This is a genomic window from Amycolatopsis sp. cmx-11-12 (assembly GCF_046269425.1).
Lineage (GTDB): Bacteria > Actinomycetota > Actinomycetes > Mycobacteriales > Pseudonocardiaceae > Amycolatopsis.
In genome coordinates this window covers 279,728-294,804 of the sequence record NZ_JADNQM010000007.1, presented here as the reverse complement: position 1 = coordinate 294,804, position 15,077 = coordinate 279,728, and the positions used below count along the sequence as shown (strand labels likewise).

Annotated in this window: 16 protein-coding genes; 8 read left to right on the top strand and 8 right to left on the bottom strand. The window is 68.0% G+C overall.

From position 1 onward, the window contains the following. Positions 1-108: 108 nt before the first annotated feature. Together ACLARN_RS12865 and ACLARN_RS12860 are read left to right on the top strand one after the other, a co-directional pair. A complete protein-coding gene (locus ACLARN_RS12865) occupies positions 109-282 on the top strand; it encodes a transposase (RefSeq protein WP_409491576.1) in 174 nt (57 codons plus the stop codon). Continuing rightward, positions 279-503, top strand: coding sequence for a hypothetical protein (locus ACLARN_RS12860; RefSeq protein WP_409491575.1), 225 nt, complete (start codon positions 279-281; stop codon positions 501-503). Before ACLARN_RS12865 ends, ACLARN_RS12860 begins: the two co-directional genes overlap by 4 nt. Positions 504-793: 290 nt before the next feature. Here ACLARN_RS12860 and ACLARN_RS12855 read toward each other — a convergent pair whose 3' ends face one another. Beyond that, positions 794-1,390, bottom strand: coding sequence for a hypothetical protein (locus ACLARN_RS12855; RefSeq protein WP_409491574.1), 597 nt, complete (start codon positions 1,388-1,390; stop codon positions 794-796). A 308-nt stretch (positions 1,391-1,698) separates the two neighbouring features. Between ACLARN_RS12855 and ACLARN_RS12850 the strand changes: the two genes are divergently transcribed. Further along, complete coding sequence (locus ACLARN_RS12850; RefSeq protein WP_409491573.1) at positions 1,699-4,560, top strand: AfsR/SARP family transcriptional regulator; 2,862 nt, start codon at positions 1,699-1,701, stop codon at positions 4,558-4,560. Between the two features lie 184 nt (positions 4,561-4,744). On the opposite strand, the gene ACLARN_RS12845 is transcribed toward ACLARN_RS12850, so the two are convergent. The 4 genes from ACLARN_RS12845 to ACLARN_RS12830 form a co-directional block, all read right to left on the bottom strand. Continuing rightward, positions 4,745-5,077, bottom strand: coding sequence for a hypothetical protein (locus tag ACLARN_RS12845; protein ID WP_409491572.1), 333 nt, complete (start codon positions 5,075-5,077; stop codon positions 4,745-4,747). A 101-nt stretch (positions 5,078-5,178) separates the two neighbouring features. Beyond that, positions 5,179-5,355, bottom strand: coding sequence for a hypothetical protein (locus ACLARN_RS12840; protein ID WP_409491571.1), 177 nt, complete (start codon positions 5,353-5,355; stop codon positions 5,179-5,181). A gap of 52 nt (positions 5,356-5,407) precedes the next feature. After that, positions 5,408-5,938: a peptide deformylase gene (locus ACLARN_RS12835; RefSeq protein ID WP_409491570.1), complete on the bottom strand. Its 531-nt coding sequence runs from the start codon at positions 5,936-5,938 to the stop codon at positions 5,408-5,410. A 132-nt stretch (positions 5,939-6,070) separates the two neighbouring features. After that, positions 6,071-6,736, bottom strand: a complete 666-nt coding sequence (locus ACLARN_RS12830; protein ID WP_409491569.1) for a multiprotein-bridging factor 1 family protein — start codon at positions 6,734-6,736, stop codon at positions 6,071-6,073. A gap of 270 nt (positions 6,737-7,006) precedes the next feature. Between ACLARN_RS12830 and ACLARN_RS12825 the strand changes: the two genes are divergently transcribed. After that, complete coding sequence (locus ACLARN_RS12825) at positions 7,007-7,603, top strand: hypothetical protein (RefSeq protein ID WP_409491568.1); 597 nt, start codon at positions 7,007-7,009, stop codon at positions 7,601-7,603. A gap of 412 nt (positions 7,604-8,015) precedes the next feature. On the opposite strand, the gene ACLARN_RS12820 is transcribed toward ACLARN_RS12825, so the two are convergent. Beyond that, positions 8,016-8,288, bottom strand: coding sequence for a hypothetical protein (locus ACLARN_RS12820; RefSeq protein WP_409491567.1), 273 nt, complete (start codon positions 8,286-8,288; stop codon positions 8,016-8,018). A gap of 271 nt (positions 8,289-8,559) precedes the next feature. After that, positions 8,560-8,754 carry a hypothetical protein gene (locus ACLARN_RS12815; RefSeq protein ID WP_409491566.1) on the bottom strand — a complete coding sequence of 65 codons (195 nt, stop codon included), beginning with the start codon at positions 8,752-8,754 and terminating at the stop codon, positions 8,560-8,562. A gap of 128 nt (positions 8,755-8,882) precedes the next feature. Here ACLARN_RS12815 and ACLARN_RS12810 point away from each other — a divergent pair, with 128 nt between their 5' ends. After that, a complete protein-coding gene (locus ACLARN_RS12810) occupies positions 8,883-9,032 on the top strand; it encodes a hypothetical protein (RefSeq protein ID WP_409491565.1) in 150 nt (49 codons plus the stop codon). A gap of 134 nt (positions 9,033-9,166) precedes the next feature. Continuing rightward, positions 9,167-9,373: a TIGR02391 family protein gene (locus tag ACLARN_RS12805; RefSeq protein WP_409491601.1), complete on the top strand. Its 207-nt coding sequence runs from the start codon at positions 9,167-9,169 to the stop codon at positions 9,371-9,373. A gap of 813 nt (positions 9,374-10,186) precedes the next feature. Here the strand turns inward: ACLARN_RS12805 and ACLARN_RS12800 are convergent. Further along, positions 10,187-11,575 carry a KamA family radical SAM protein gene (locus ACLARN_RS12800; protein WP_409491564.1) on the bottom strand — a complete coding sequence of 463 codons (1,389 nt, stop codon included), beginning with the start codon at positions 11,573-11,575 and terminating at the stop codon, positions 10,187-10,189. 267 nt (positions 11,576-11,842) lie between these two features. On the opposite strand from ACLARN_RS12800, the gene ACLARN_RS12795 reads away from it, so the two are divergent. Beyond that, positions 11,843-13,453: an amidohydrolase gene (locus ACLARN_RS12795; RefSeq protein WP_409491563.1), complete on the top strand. Its 1,611-nt coding sequence runs from the start codon at positions 11,843-11,845 to the stop codon at positions 13,451-13,453. A gap of 9 nt (positions 13,454-13,462) precedes the next feature. Continuing rightward, positions 13,463-15,055: an apolipoprotein N-acyltransferase gene (lnt, locus tag ACLARN_RS12790; protein WP_409491562.1), complete on the top strand. Its 1,593-nt coding sequence runs from the start codon at positions 13,463-13,465 to the stop codon at positions 15,053-15,055. Positions 15,056-15,077 lie beyond the last annotated feature (22 nt).

Genomic DNA, 15,077 nt, shown 5'->3' with positions numbered 1-15,077 from the left:
ATCCTCCCAAAGTAACGTTTCCCGCTGTTCCACGAACTCGCCGCGAACGGGTATCGATGTCACGGAGGCCTGCCGGGTCTTGAACGTGTCTCGGTCCGACTATTGCGAATGGCGAGACCGGCCAGCCTCGGCACGCCAGGAAGGGAACGCGTTGCTGCTGAAAACATCGAACAAATCCATGCCGATTCACGAGGAACCTATGGCTCTCCGCGAGTGCATGCGGAACTGGCGCTCGCTCGGATTGCCGGTCAACCGCAAACGGGTCGAGCGGCTCATGCGTGAGGCCGGAACCCAGTCGTCTCGATCACGTCTTCCTCGCCAGGATCAGCGACATCAAGCCCACCGCGGCCCTCACCCCAACCGCGAACGAACGCGCGAGCGTCCTCGAACGCCGATGGTGGACCGTCGCCGACCTCAAGGCCTCGGCAGACATGCTGCTTCCCGCCGGGCCGATCCAGGTGACCGACAGACGCCCCTACTGGTCTTGCTGTGGCCGGGTGTAGCCAGTCCAGGCCGGTGTGCGTTCTGGTCGGATAGAGGGTGACCGGGCGCCGTTCCCGCGTCAGTGCTGGTCGTCGGCAAGGCTTGCTTCCCATTTCGTGGCCAACGGGGCAGTTCGAGCTGCCGGGAATCGACCCAGTCTTGGGAGCCAGTTGCGGCTCGATCCCTTCCTGTTCATGTCGGCCGGGTTTGCGTGCGCTCGAGAGAACTGGGGCGTCAAGCCGATCCACGTGTCCTGGACCGGTGGCGGGACCGGCAACTCAGGTAAGCCGGGTCCCGCCACCGTGGCCGGTCAGCCGCAGGTGAACTGCTTGTAGTTCGACTCGGTTCGGGCGGTGGCGATGCTGCGGCCCAGCCGGGCTTCGTGGATACCGAGCACGGTGAAGTAGGCGGCCCGGCAGTTGGAGCTGGCGACGCTGGTGACTGGCTCGCCCGGGCTCTTGTAGGGCAAGTCGAGGGCCAGGCTGCCGTACGAAGCGATCTCCCAGCGGTTCAGGTCGGGCACCCAGAAGTACAGCGTGGCTTTCGCGCTGAGGTAGTCGACCGGTGCCTGGCAGGACGAGGACGCCTCACCGATGGCGAGGAAGAAACCGCCACCGTCGTTACGCAGAACCTGGCTGAACGCCGAGCAGACCACGACCGCGGCGGTCCTTGCCGTGCCGGTGCGCGGGTGCAGGGTGAACGTCTGCGGCGCGGCCTCGCGTGCCGCCCACTCGGCGCCGCCCGGGGCGGGCAGGGTGGCGGCGGCCTCGGCGATCATCCTGTCCATCTGGGCGTCGGAGAGCGTCGTGACGACCGCCCGGTCAGCAGCCGCAACGGGTGCGGCCTGAGCTGAAGTGTTGGAAGCCAAGCTGATCGACGTGATGACAGCGAGAAGAAGAACAATCACGCGTCTAACCATCGAAATACCCTTCTGGTTGTGTGAACGAGTGATCACGCGAGAGGGGGCAATCCGAGACACGGCGTAGTGTCACCGCGTTGAGCGGGTGTGTGTGCGAAGACCGGGGCCTCCCGACCGGTTTCTTTTTGACAATGGCGTTCGGGTGACGAGTGTGGTGAGCGTGTCCCGTTCCGTTTGTCCGCCTCGTCCGTCATGGTGCTCGGCTGTTCGAGGGAAAACCTGCGGGAAACCTGCAATCGCCGGACACCACTGCTAAACCGGCGCTGACGGGGACGCCGGTTGGGGGGATGTTCGCGATGGTGGTGAGGTTCCGTGTGTTGGGTCCGGTGGCGGCGTGGATCGATGACCGGCCGGTCGAGCTGGGCCATGCCCGGCAGCGGTTTGTGCTGGCGGTGTTGCTGATCGAGGCCAACCAGTGGCTGTCGGCCGATCAACTCCTCGACCGCGCCTGGGGTGAACGAATCCCAGGCGGCGGCAGGGACACGCTGTACGGCTATCTGTCTCGCCTGCGTCGATCCCTGCGGCTCAGCGACGAGGCCGGCATCGTGCACCGGGATGGCGGCTACGTGCTGAACGTCGATGAGGACGCAGTGGACCTGCACCGGTTCCGCAGGCTGCTCGCCGCCGCCCGCGCCGCGGACAACGATGATGATGCGACGGCGTTGTTCAAGCAGGCATTGGAATTGTGGCGGGGAGAGCCCTGCGCGGGCCTGGATACGCCGTGGATGCACACCATGCGCGCCGAGCTGGACCGGCAGCGGTGGGCCGCCGAACTGGACTACGCCGACCTTCGACTGCGCACCGGCCGGCACACCGCCCTGCTCGCCGATCTGGCCTCCCTGCACGCCGTCCACCCGTTGGACGAGCGGCTGGCCGGACAGTTCATGCTCGCGCTGTACCGCAGCGGCCGCCAAGCCGACGCCCTGGACCACTATCAACGGCTGCGCACCCGGCTGGCCGACGAGCTGGGCACCGATCCCGGGCCACCCCTCCAACAGATGTACCAGCAGATCCTCGCCGCCGACCCTGTCCTGGCCGTCCCCAGCGCGGAGACGGACCGATCACGGGGGGTGCCCCGCCAATTGCCTGCCGCTCCCGCGTTGTTTACCGGCCGCGTTCCCGAACTGGCCGAATTGGACCGAGTCCTGACCGCCACCGGAGACGACGTAGTGCCGCGCCCACAGCCGGGCCAGGCGGCGGCAAGGACGATGGTGATCTCGGCCATCGGTGGGGTGGGCGGGATCGGCAAGACCTGGCTGGCGCTCGCGTGGGCGCACCGCAACTTAGACCGCTTCCCTGACGGGCAACTGTTCGTCGACCTGCGGGGGTTCAGCCCCACCGGACACCCGACCGACCCGGCCGATGCGGTGCGAGGGTTCCTCAGCGCCCTCGGCGTCCATCCCGCTGGGCTCCCGTCGGACCTGGACGCACTCGCCGCGCTGTACCGGGGCCTGGTCGCGGGTAAGCGGATACTGGTCCTGCTGGACAATGCCGCCACCGCCGACCAGGTCGTCCCGCTGCTGCCCGGTGGCACTTCGTGCACCGTGCTGGTCACCAGCCGCACCAGGCTCCCCTCGTTGATCGACCGGTACGGCGCCCGTCACCTGTCCCTGGACATCTTCACCCGCGGCGAGGCCCGCGCGCTGCTGGCCACGCGGCTGCGCGAGCAACGGGCCGACGCCACGCCCGAGGTGACCGACGAGCTGACCGAGCTGTGCGGACGCCATCCGCTGGCCTTGGCGATCACCGCCCGTCACGCCGCCACCCGCCCGAAGATCCCACTGCTTGAGTTCGTCGCCGAACTTCGCGACCTGGGCCTGGAGATGTTCGACCACGACATCGACCCCGCCGCCAGCCTGCCCGCGGTGCTGTCCTGGTCCCTGAGGTGGCTCACCGACCGGCAGCGGACGGTGTTCGCGCTGCTCGGGCTGGCTCCCGGCCCGGACATCGACCTGCCCGCCGCCGCGTGTTTGAGCGGTCTGCCGCCGACCGATACCCGCAGGACCTTGCGTGTCCTGGAGGATCACTCCCTGCTCGATCGGCGCGCGGGTGGTCGGTATGCCATGCACGACCTGGTCCGTGCCTACGCCACCAGTCTCGCCGACGACGTGGCTGAGCCGGTACGGCGGGCCGCGCTGGACCGCGTGGTCGACTTCCACCTGCACACCGCCTATACCGCCGAAAGGCTCCTGGACCCTTATCGTCCGCCGATCCAGCTCGACCCTCCCGTTCCCGACGCTCACCCCCAGTCGCTGACCGACCGACCGGCCGCGTGGGCGTGGCTGGACACCCACCACCCGCACCTGCTTGCCGCGCAGCACACCGCGGCCGCTCACCGCCGCCACCACACTGTGTGGCGGATCGCCTGGACCTTGAGCACCTTCCACCGCCGGCGGGGCCGCCATCACGACGACCTGGCCGTATGGGAGGTCGCCACCGAAGCCGCCGACCAACTGCCCGATCCCACCGCTCGTATCCTCGCCCACCGGCTCCTCGGCCACGCGCATGCCGAGCTGGACCACCACGAGCAAGCCATTCTCCATCTGCAGGAAGCCCTCGAATTGGCCGAATACCACGACGAGCCCACTCAGCAGGCCCATACCCACCATGCCCTCGGGTGGGCGTGGGAGCAGCGGGGGGACGACCGGAAGGCGCTGGAGCACGCCCGCCATGCCCTGGACCTCTTCCGCGTCGTCGACTCACCGGTCTGGGAAGCCGTCGCGCTCAACGCGGTGGGCTGGACCGCCGCCCGTCTCGGCGAGTACGACACCGCCCGCGAGCACTGCCAGGCCGCCCTTGTCCTGCACCGGCACTATGAGGACCTCGACGGCGAGGCGGACGCCTTGGACAGCCTGGGCTTCATCGACCACCACACCGGACACCACCGACGGGCCATCGGCCACTACCGGCAGGCCCTCACCCTGTACCGCGGTGTCGGCAACACCACCGAAGCCGCCGACACCCTCGACAACCTCGGCCACCCCCACGCAGCCCTCGGCGACCACGCCCTTGCCCGCGCCGCCTGGCGGCGGGCACTGGAGCTATACCAGGAACAAGGCCGCGACGCCGACGCCAAGCGGGTGCTCAGGCAACTCGACGTCCTCGCCCGAATGCCGGTCAGACCATCAGGCGCGCCCGGGGCCACGCGGAACAGGTAACACGAGTGCCCAACCGGTCTCGGTGAGTGGGACGCTGTCGTTACCGACCATGCGAGTGGCCCACCGGCTCCAGGACGCCCCGGAACGGTCGGCGCTCGGCGGCGAACGCACCGACCGACGACCCGACTCGCCACGGACAGTGGGTTGACCACGTGGCCTGCCCCCGAGCGGGCCGCCGCAGACCTCAAGCCTCGGCTGCCGCTCGTAGCCGCGCCAGCAGCTCTCGACTGGTGGAGTCTTCTGAGTCGAAGCCGTGAATTATCTCTTGCTCGGGGTCCACGGTGGGGCCGCGCAGTAGCGCGCCGTCGCATCGGAAGCAGAAGCTGATCTCGAACAGGAACTGCGTGGCGCTGTGCGCCAGGATCTTCCAGCCTGGGATGAAGCATCGTTTGAGCTCGCCCTTGGGCAGAGCGGCCACCAACGTGAGCGCGGTGCGGGCCTCTGCTGCTTCCCAGATGGCCACCAGTTCGTTGTCGCCGAGACGAATCACCTCGATGAGTTCGACTGGCTCGGTCAACGTAGGAAGGAACACTGCACCACGATAGTCCGGTGACGTTCGACCGCCGGGTTATCTGTACCGGAGGTCAGATTGGCAAGCCCCACCGGAAGGCGCCCGCGCTAGTTGCCGAGTGTCTCGGGGGCGAAGCTCGCCGTCGTGTCGCGGCGATAGACCGAGGCCAGCGCGACGTGCGGGGAGTGGGCCAGTGGCACGGAGACCCGGTCCTCGGCTCCGGCTTCCGGGCGCGTCCAGGATCGCTTCGGCCTCGCGACAACGCGGGTGGCGGGCGCGCTCATCGGATCGCAAGCGTCGACCGTCGTGGCCAGGTTTGGACTGCCGACCGGGGTGTCAGTACTTCCAGGTGGTTCCGGTTCCGCGGTACTGCTCGACCGGGATCGGTGCCGTGCCGTCGTGCATGCGATCGGTGTAGAGCGTGCCGTGCAGGTGGTCGAGCTCGTGGGCGACCAGCCGGGCGACGCCGCGCTCGAACACGGTGATCTTCGTGGTGCCGTCGATGGTGGTGTGTTCAACGTGGATGATGTGCGAGCGTGGGACTTGGCCGCGGACGTCGAAGAAGGACAGACAGCCCTCGTATTGTTCGTCGGTGTCGCCGCTGGATTCGATGATGGTGGGGTTGAACAGGGTGAGTGCCTCGCCGTCTGGTGTGCGGACGATGGCTGCGGGGCGGTCGATCCCGATCTGCGGGGCTGCGATGCCCATACCCTTGCCGAAAGTGTGGGCTTGGCCGACCCGTTCGCAGGCCGAGTTCAGCGCGGTCACTACGCGGCGGGCGTCCTCGGCCTCGGCTGGCAGGTCGAATCGGTGGGCGACGCGGCGCAGTGCCGGGTCGTTGTCTTGTACGATGCCGAGTGAGGCCATCACCTCGCTTGGTGCGGGCGGCGGCCCGTCGGCCGGCGTGAAGTGGCGGGTCCTCGCAGGACCACGAGAAGATGTGCCGGTCGCCGGTGTCGTCGCGGCCGATCGCGGTGGCGAACGGCATCGCCTGCGCGGTCATCGAGGTGTGCAGGCCCCAGACCGATGTGGCGAGATCGGCGGGGAAGTCCAGGCATACCGAGAGCGGACGGCGCGTTGGAACCAGTTGCCCCAGTGTTCTTCGCTGACGGTGTATTCGTACTCGATCCAGCAGGATTCCCCGGGATACAACGGAAAATGCCCGTTCTCGCCGGCGAAGAGCAGCCAGACTTCCTTGAAGGCGTCTCGGTCGTGGTGGGCGGTCCAGCGCATCGGGTTCGCGCGGTCGCGGCCGTGCCAGGCGTGCAGGTCGATCTCGTCCCAGGTCAGAGGGTTTTCGGAGTAGAGCTGGTTCGAGCGTTCAGGGTCGCCCGGGAAGCGGTCGACCGAGATGCGGATCAGGTAGCGGGTGATCGGCTGGGTGCCGTGGTTGACCAGGTGGCGGCGCTGGGTGAGCCGGTAGACGCCGTCGTCGTAGCGCAGGGCGCCGCCGGCGCGGAGTGCGGCTTCGGCGTGGCCGGCGAAGGCTTCCGAGGGGCGCTCGGTGCCGGAGAGCACCTTGGAGACGTAGGAGCGGTCGTAGCCCATGGCCTTCGCCAGTGCGGCGCGGGAGAACCCGCGGACGTCGCGCCAGCGTTCGAGTTCGACGGCGAACACGTTCACCTCGGCATCTGGATTGCCGCCGCTGGTCGTGCCCGTCGTCATTGTCGCCTCCACCGTTCAGAGCCAATTACGTGAGCGTTCAAAGCGGGAGGGTTGTCCACACGGGCGGGCGGTATAAAGGCACTGGCCACGTCCGGGCGCTACTCCATTGTGACTAGTACGTTACATCTTACGGGTGGCCTGCGTTGTGCTAGTAGTCCACACTGGACGTCCCCTGACCTGGAAGAATCTCCTCAGACAGCCACCATCCAAGCAGTCGAAAGCCGCCACTCGACGTACGGAAGAGGCCATTCAAGGGCTGCGGTGATCTGTGTGCATGATGGCGGGCGCGAAGGCGCGCTCGGGGATCTGGCGGCGTTTCGTCAGGAGTTCTATGGGTGCCTGACCGCGCGGACGGATGCGTTGTTCGAACTGGCCGAGGCGGTGCTGCGCGCTGATGGGCCGGTGTTGCCGCTGGCACCGGCGTGGACACGCGCCCTCTGCGACGCGGTGAACTGCGGTCGGATCGATTTCGCCCGGCTGCACGTTGTGCTCGCTGGTTGCCGCTGCCGCGGGCGGCTGATGGCCGTTTGGTGCTGGCGGGGGACGTGTCGTCGTGGTTGCCGAACCTGGCCTGCTTCGGCAGACCCACCGTGGAAGCCCGCCGCGCTGCCGCGGCTGCCCGGTTTCGGCGCGTCCTTGGCGAAGGCCTGCTGCCGCAACGACGTCGTCGACACGTCGTTGCGGCCCGTCCGGGCCTTCACCATCCCCACCACCGACTCCGCCGCCACCGCCTCCCGGAAGTGGCCGTCGTTCCACGACCGCGAGATCGGATCCCAGACCGCGGCGTGCATCGCCTCCGCTCCGACCGTCGGAGGGAGCTCCGCCTCCGCTCGCAAGATCAAATCCTCGATGCGGCCGAGGGCGTAGTCACAGGCCCCCAGAACATCGACGCTCTCCTGCAACGGCTTCGGCCGCGTGATCGTCACCTAGTTCTGGATCGGATCGATCACACCCGCCCCCTGCACGGCGATCGAACCACCCGTCAACGAAATCGCCGCCGAAGCACGCCCAGCCAGCCAGGTCACCCCCGAAGCTCCTCGATCTCCTTCGGATCCACACCGTCCCGGGGAAACACCGCTGGCGCATACCCCGCCGACAACTTCGTTGATGACATGCAGCTCGAGAAACTCGGCCAGCGCCGCACGGAACTGCTCGACGGCGTCCGCCGCCGATCTTAGGTACTCAGGGCTCTTCCTGGCTTCCGTGAGCCGGGAGACTAAACAACAACCCCGCCACAACCGGCCAGCACCGGAAAGTGTGTCGCCCAGCCGGCGACAGCTTAGAAGGCGGCCAAAACGTTCCCGCCACGTTCCGCGACGATGATGGTCATGACCGACGACCCGCGGCCCCCGGCCGCCACCAGCCCGCCACCGAGCCTGACCTCATCGACCCGACGGCCAGCGGAGCTGACTAGGGCGGCGGGCCTGGAGACGCCGGCGTCGTCGGGTGAGGTGCGGCCGGTGTTGCGGCCGATCCCGGGCTGGGTGATCGCCGTGGGGATTCCGGTAATGCTGCTGGTCGCGGTCGGTGCGGTGTGGCTGATGCTCGGCATCGGTGTGGACGGCGCGAAGCTGGATGTGATCCGGACCGGCGGCACCCTGGGCGTCGGCCTCGGCGGCGTGCTCGTCCTGTGGCTGGGGATCCGACGTCAGCGCTCGACCGAACTCGACCTCCTGGCCAAGTACGAGGCGCACGAGCTGGCCGAACGCACCGCCGCGAACACACTCGCCCACCAGCAGGCCGTCGCCGCGGCCACCCAAGCGCACCAAGAGCGTGTTGCTGACGATGCCCGCGGCGACCGGCCACCTCCATCCCCCACCGAGTCAAAGGACGACGACGTCGTCGTCGGTGCGGTGGTTGCCGGAGTTGACGCGGACGGCGATGTGGACCGCCGCGGCTGTGATCGCAGTCCTGACCGCGGCGGCGATGGTGGCGTTGTGGTAGCCGGCCACCGCCGGACTCACCGGCCCCAACCTGGTGAAGGCCCGTCTCGACGCGTTGAAGATCGGGCTCAGCATCGGTGTCGGCAGCGTCGTCGTCGCCCTGTACCTCGCCTGGCGGCGTCAGCATTCCATCGAGGCCGACCTCGACAACCGCGAACGCGCCCTCGCCCACCAGGAGCGCGTCGCGAACGACGTCCGCGCCGATGCAACCGAACGCCGGGTCGCTCTACACCAAAGCCGCGGACCTGCTCGGCTCCGACAAGGCCCCGGTCCGGCTCAGCGGAAACCTCGCTCGCGCCCTTGGTCAGCTCCGCCGTCACGCCCCTGGCGTTCGGATGAGCTGGTCATGGTGAGGGTTGTGTCGGTGGGGTATGGCAGTCTCTGGCCATGTCACAGCTGAACCGTGAGTGGGCGATCGGCAAGTTGAAAGACTTCTCTCCGACGCGTTCTCCACGAACGCGTCCGCCAGCGGGCACCCCGTCTCCGCATCGTCGCGGACGACGGCGGCGATTCGTTCCGAAGCCTGCATGTTGGCGCCGGGAACTTCGCTCGTGGTGTCTTCTCCGCCATCCGGAACCCGAACGCCCATGAAGACGGCGACGAGATCAGCGAGTCCGAAGCGCTGGAACAGCTGGCCGCGTTCAGCATCGTGGCCCGATGGGTCGACAACGCGACCGTCGAGACGATCACGTAGCCGACGACACTGGGGAGAGTGACCGCGTCGCCGACCGACTCGATGGACTCGGCCGAGATTGCGACCAGCAGCCGCGAGGCGGTCAGCACGGCATCGGTGACGGCGTCGATGATCAAGGTGGCGACCGTTCGGTGGTGCTCTCGCGCAGTGGATGACATGAGGATGCTGCTGGCCGAGCAGAGTTCCACTTGCAAGCAACTACTCTCAGTCGCCAGTGGTGGAGTATTGCCTGGCTATGAGGCAGGGAGTATTCGAAGCATGAAGTCGCAGGGAAAAGATCCACAAAGACTGAATACTTCTGCGCACACGACTTTGTTTAGGATGCGCCGATTAGGTGGTGGAAGAAATTGGCTGTGGGACGGCTTTCAGAGCGTTGATTCGCGCTGCAAGGTCGGTCGGCTTGGAATGTCCACTCTGGATCTTCTCGTCCGTTCCTGGGCCGTTTCGCGATCGGTCGCAGCGGCACCTGCCCGCCTTGGGGAGCACCACTGAAGATCTACCCCTCGGGCCGCCCGGAGTTGGGTGCAGGTGCCCGATGTCTCTCGGTGGCTCTACCGGCGCATGGCCAGACAGGATCTCTGGGGCAGGTTGGAGGTCTGTGTCGACCCATGCTGGCGACGTCTGCGCTGGTCAGGTGGTTCTTGGTCCAGCATGAGATGTCTCAGTTGTACTCAGCCAACCTGCAGACCGGGCGTCAAAGCCGGTCGGTGCTTTCACCGTGCGAGGCACTGTCTGATTCGTCTGCGGCTTGCCGTTACCGGTGGCCCCGAACAACGTTCGGGACCACCGGTTTCATCTACGCACATGTAGAAGTCAGCCGTGCTGACTGGCCCACCATTTCTGGCCGGCTTCGGACAGGGTGGAGATCGGGTCGTAGTAGGGGTAGCGGCGCTGCAAGGCTTCGGGGTCCTCGTGCTCGATCCCTGTCCGGTAGTTCTTGGTCCAGTAGGAAATCCCCAGCTCACGGTCATATTCGGCGAGCTGGTGGACCCAGCGCTTCCCGACGTACGGGACATCGCAGACGATCCGCGGAGTGGCGTAGCCGGGCAGATACCCCATGATCGCGTGCTGTAGCTCCTGCGCTTCCCAGACGGCGACGCGCCAGTGCTCAGCATTGGGAATGCTGTCGCACATGTAGAAGTAGTACGGCAGGATGTTCGCCTCGCCCTGCAACGCGAAGCACAGGTCCAGTAGTTCGGCCGGGGTCGCGTTGACGCCCTTCATCAGCACGCCCTGGTTGCGCACGTCGCGGACGCCGACGTCGAGCGCGGTCCGGGCGGCTTCGGCGACCAGCGGGGTGACCGACTGCGCGTGGTTGACGTGGGTGTGGATCGCGAGGTTGATGCCGCGGCGCTGCGCGGTGACGGCGACACGCTCGAGTCCTTCGACGATCTTCGGCTGGATCCAGTGCTGCGGCAGGGCGGCGAGCGCCTTGGTCGCGAGCCGGATGTCGCGGACGGTGTCGATGTCCATCAGCCGCATGAGGAACGACTCCAGCTGCGGCCACGGCACGTTGGCGACGTCGCCGCCAGAAACCACCACGTCGCGCACGCCGGGGGTCTTCTTCAGGTACTCGATCATCGCGTCCTGGCGATCGACGGGCTTGAGTGAGAGCTTGTGCTTCTCGATCAGCTCGGTCGAGTTGCCGACCAGGTCCATGCGGGTGCAGTGCCCGCAGTACTGGGGGCAGGTGGAGATCATCTCGGCGAGGACCTTGGTGGGATAACGGTGCGTCAGCCCCTCCACGACCCACATCTCGGCCTCGTGCAGTGAGTCCCGTTCGGAGTGCGGGTGGCTCGGCCACTCGGTGTCGCGGTCGCTGCGCACCGGGAGCATGTAGCGGCGGATGGGGTCGGCGTACCAGGCCTCGGTCACCTTCGCCGGGTCGGTGCCCGCGTTGGGCGCCATCGTGTTGATCATCTGCGGCGGCAGCAGCATCGACATCGTGGCCATCTCGCGCTGGTCGGCGAGCATGTCCTCGTAGAAGCGCTCATCGAGCTGATCGCCCATCAGGGCACGCAGCTGCTTGGCGTTGCGGATGCAGTGCACTCGCTGCCACTGCGCGTCGCGCCACTCTGCCTCGGTCACGTCATGCCAGCCGGGGAAGCGGCGCCAGTCGGGTTCGATCAGCTCGACTCGGGTGTAGTCGTAGGGCTGATCGTAGGCGGCTACCGGCGAGGTCGGCTCCTGGATCGCAGTCACTTGTACTCCTCGTCGTCGGAAACGCGTGAAAATATCCTGTCACATCGTTCCGAAGACGTAAATATTCCTGTCATGCGCGGTGTGTCGGATCGACACTGCCTCCGCCTTCGACCGGGTGTGATGCCGCGGCGAGGAGCAGCAGGCTCGCCGAGAAATCGAGGTGATGAACCGCGTCAAGCCGCGTAGGCGACTCGGTTTCGAGCTTCCCGGCTCATTTCAGCGACCCTCGCCACGTCGTGATCACCCGCACGCTGCAAACTCGGGAGGGTGACGAACGCGCGAACCACGCTCCTGCTCGGCGGGCGCATCTACAGCCCCTCGGCCCCCGACGCCACCGCCATGGCGATCACGGACGGCACCGTCGTCTGGGTGGGACAGGACGGCCCGGCCAGGGCATTGCATCCCGACGCCGAGGTGGTCGATCTCGACGGTGCCTTCGTCGCACCCGCGTTCGTCGACGCGCATGTCCACGCCACCGCGACCGGTCTGCACCTCACCGGGCTGAACCTCGCGAACATCCGCGGCGCCGGAGAACTGCTGGCCGCGGTCCGTGACGCCGTCCGGCCTGGCCAGGTGCTGGTCGCGCACGGCTGGGACGAGTCCCGCTGGACCGACGCCAGGCTGCCCAGCCGAGCCGAACTCGACGAGGCGGCGAACGGAACCCCGGTGTACCTGAGCCGGGTCGACGTCCACTCCGCGCTCGTCTCCAGCGCCCTCGTCGCCTTGGCACCCGGTGTGCGCGACGCGGCGGGCTGGTCGGCCGACGGGCCACTGACCCGCGACGCGCATCACCGCGTCCGCGCGGCCATGCGCGAGGCGATCACGCCCGGTCAGCGACGCGAGGCCCAGCGCGCGTTCCTCGCCGAAGCCGCCGCGAGGGGGGTCGTCAGCGTCCACGAATGCGCAGGCCCCGACATTTCCGGCGCCGAAGACCTCACCGAACTGCTCGCGCTCGCCGCGGAACCGGGACTGCCGGAGGTCGTCGGCTACTGGGGCGAACGCGGCGGAGTCGACACCGCTCGCGCACTGGGTGCCAGGGGAGTGGCGGGCGACTTGTTCGTCGACGGCGCCCTCGGCTCCCGCACCGCCGCCCTGCACGAGCCGTACGCCGACGCGCACGGCACCTCCGGGACGCTTTACCTCGACGCCGCCGCCATCGGTGAGCACATCTCCGCCTGCACCGAAGCGGGACTGCAGGCCGGTTTCCATGTCATCGGCGACGCAGCGGTCGCCGAGGTCGTCGAAGGATTCCGTCTTGCGGAGAAGACTGTCGGCCAGCGCGCGCTGGCCGCCCGGCACCACCGGCTCGAACACGTCGAGATGATCGACGTCGAGCAGGCGCGGGCGCTCGCGGGCTGGGGCGTTGTCGCGTCGGTCCAGCCGCAGTTCGACGCGGAATGGGGTGGCGAGCACGGGATGTACGTCGACCGCCTCGGCGGCGAACGGGCCGCGAAGCTGAACCCCTTCGCTGCCATGGCCGCCGAAGGACTCCTGCTCGCCTTCGGTTCCGACGCCCCGGTCACGCCGGTCGACCCGTGGGCCACTGTCCGCGCCGGCACCTACCACCGCACCCCGGGCGCGGGGCTGTCCGCTCGCGCGTCCTTCACCGCCCACACCCGCGCGGGTCACCGTGCCGCCGGGGTCAACGACGGCGTCACCGGCAGCCTGGTCCCGGGCGCTCCCGCGCACTACGCGATCTGGGACGCCACGGACCTGGTCGTCGCGACACCGGACTCGCGGGTGCAGCGCTGGTCGACCGACCCGCGGGCGGGCGTGCCTCCGCTGCCGAACCTGGAAGAAGGGGCGACACTGCCCCGCTGCCTGCGCACGGTCCGCGACGGGCAGGTCATCCACGATGTGTTCACCCGGACGGCCTAGGGTTCAGGGGTGTCCTCGACCGTGACCAGCCCGGACCCCGAAGCGGCGCCGCGAAAGCGCTTCTCCCGCGCCTGGCTCCTGCGTTTCCTCGTCGCCGCGGCGTCGGGTTTCACGCTGTACCTGAGTTTCGCGCCGCGTCCGCTGTGGTGGCTCGCGCCGCTGGCGTTCACCGGTTTCGCGCTGGTGGTGCACGGACGCCGGTTCCGCGGCGCGTTCGGCTACGCGTTCGTGTTCGGGATGGGGTTCTTCCTGCCGCTGCTGACCTGGCTGCTGGATTTCCTCGGACCGGACTTCGGGCCGTGGCCATGGCTCGGGCTGGCGATGGCGCTGTCGGTGTATCTCGGCTTCGGCGGGGCTTTCGCCACCGTCGTGTGGAATCTGCCGCTCGGACCCCTGTGGGCGGCGCTGGTGATCATCGCGCTGGAGACGCCGCGTGCCTGGTTCCCGTTCGGCGGGTTCCCGTGGGGCCGCGTGGCGTTCAGCCAGCCCGAGGGCGCGTTCGTCTCGCTGGCGTCGATCGGCGGTGCTCCGCTGGTCGGTCTCGCCGTCGTGCTGACCGGATTCGGGATCGCGGCCCTTTGCTTGCGGCTCAAGGGTTCCGAACCCCGTCGTGCCGTCGTGGCCGCGTCCGCTCTGACGCTGGTGCCGGTGGTGGCGGGACTCGCCGTGTGGCCGACGATCGGTACCGAGGCCCAGGACGGCGAACTCACCGTCGCCACGGTGCAGGGCAACGCCCCCGACATCGGCCTGGCGCTGGAAGGCCGCCGCGACGAACTCCGCAACAACCACCTTGCCGAGAGCGCCCGGCTGCTCGAAAAGCTCAAGGCCGACAACACCAAGGTCGATCTTCTGATCTGGCCCGAGACCGCGATGGCCATGCGCACCGGTGACGCCGGCGTCGATCAGATGGTCCGCGACTACGGCACTCAGGCGATCATCGGCGCGCTGGTACGCCTGCCGGACGGCTCGGCGCAGAACTCCGCGCTCGTCTGGGATCCGGTCACCGGCCCGGGCCAGCGCTACGCCAAGCAGCAGCTCGTCCCGTTCGGGGAGTACGTCCCCGCCCGTGAGGTCGCGAAGCTGGTGACGCCGTTCGTCGACAGCGTGGCGAACATGACACCGGGTAACGGCGCCAACGCCGCGCTGTCGGTCGCGGGAACCAAGGTCGGTGTCTTCATCTGCTACGAGACCGCGTTCGACTACCCGGCCCGCGAATCGGTCGCCGAGGGCGCGGAACTGCTCGTCGTGCCGACCAACAACGCCTGGTACGGGCCGGGGGAGATGAGCTACCAGCAGCTGGCGATGTCGCGGCTGCGGGCGGTCGAACACGGCCGTGCCGTGGTCGTTTCCGCTACCAGCGGGGTCAGCGCGATCGTCGCGCCCGACGGTTCGATCACGGCCTCCACCAGCCTGTTCACCGCAGATTCCCTGGTGGGGCGCGTACCGCTGAGGCAGCAGACTACGCTGTCGGATCTACTCGGTGTGACGACGGAGTACGGACTGCTGGCCCTGGCGGTCGCCGGGGTTACCGGCGGGTACGTACTCCGTTTTCGCACCCGGCGCGCGAGCGTCGCCAAGGCAACGAGGGAAGCGGCGGGCTGACCCGCCGGAACACGGAGGAAAG

Excerpts from the sequence above, each read along its gene's own strand:
- ACLARN_RS12810 (WP_409491565.1), top strand. The coding sequence starts at position 8,883 with ATGCAACCGAACGCCGGGTCGCTCTACACCAAAGCCGCGGACCTGCTC.
- ACLARN_RS12815 (WP_409491566.1), bottom strand. The coding sequence starts at position 8,754 with ATGCTGAGCCCGATCTTCAACGCGTCGAGACGGGCCTTCACCAGGTTG.
- ACLARN_RS12840 (WP_409491571.1), bottom strand. The coding sequence starts at position 5,355 with ATGAGCGCGCCCGCCACCCGCGTTGTCGCGAGGCCGAAGCGATCCTGG.
- ACLARN_RS12850 (WP_409491573.1), top strand. The coding sequence starts at position 1,699 with ATGGTGGTGAGGTTCCGTGTGTTGGGTCCGGTGGCGGCGTGGATCGAT.
- ACLARN_RS12820 (WP_409491567.1), bottom strand. The coding sequence starts at position 8,288 with ATGCCGAGCATCAGCCACACCGCACCGACCGCGACCAGCAGCATTACC.
- ACLARN_RS12830 (WP_409491569.1), bottom strand. The coding sequence starts at position 6,736 with ATGACGACGGGCACGACCAGCGGCGGCAATCCAGATGCCGAGGTGAAC.
- ACLARN_RS12865 (WP_409491576.1), top strand. The coding sequence starts at position 109 with ATGGCGAGACCGGCCAGCCTCGGCACGCCAGGAAGGGAACGCGTTGCT.
- ACLARN_RS12835 (WP_409491570.1), bottom strand. The coding sequence starts at position 5,938 with ATGGCCTCACTCGGCATCGTACAAGACAACGACCCGGCACTGCGCCGC.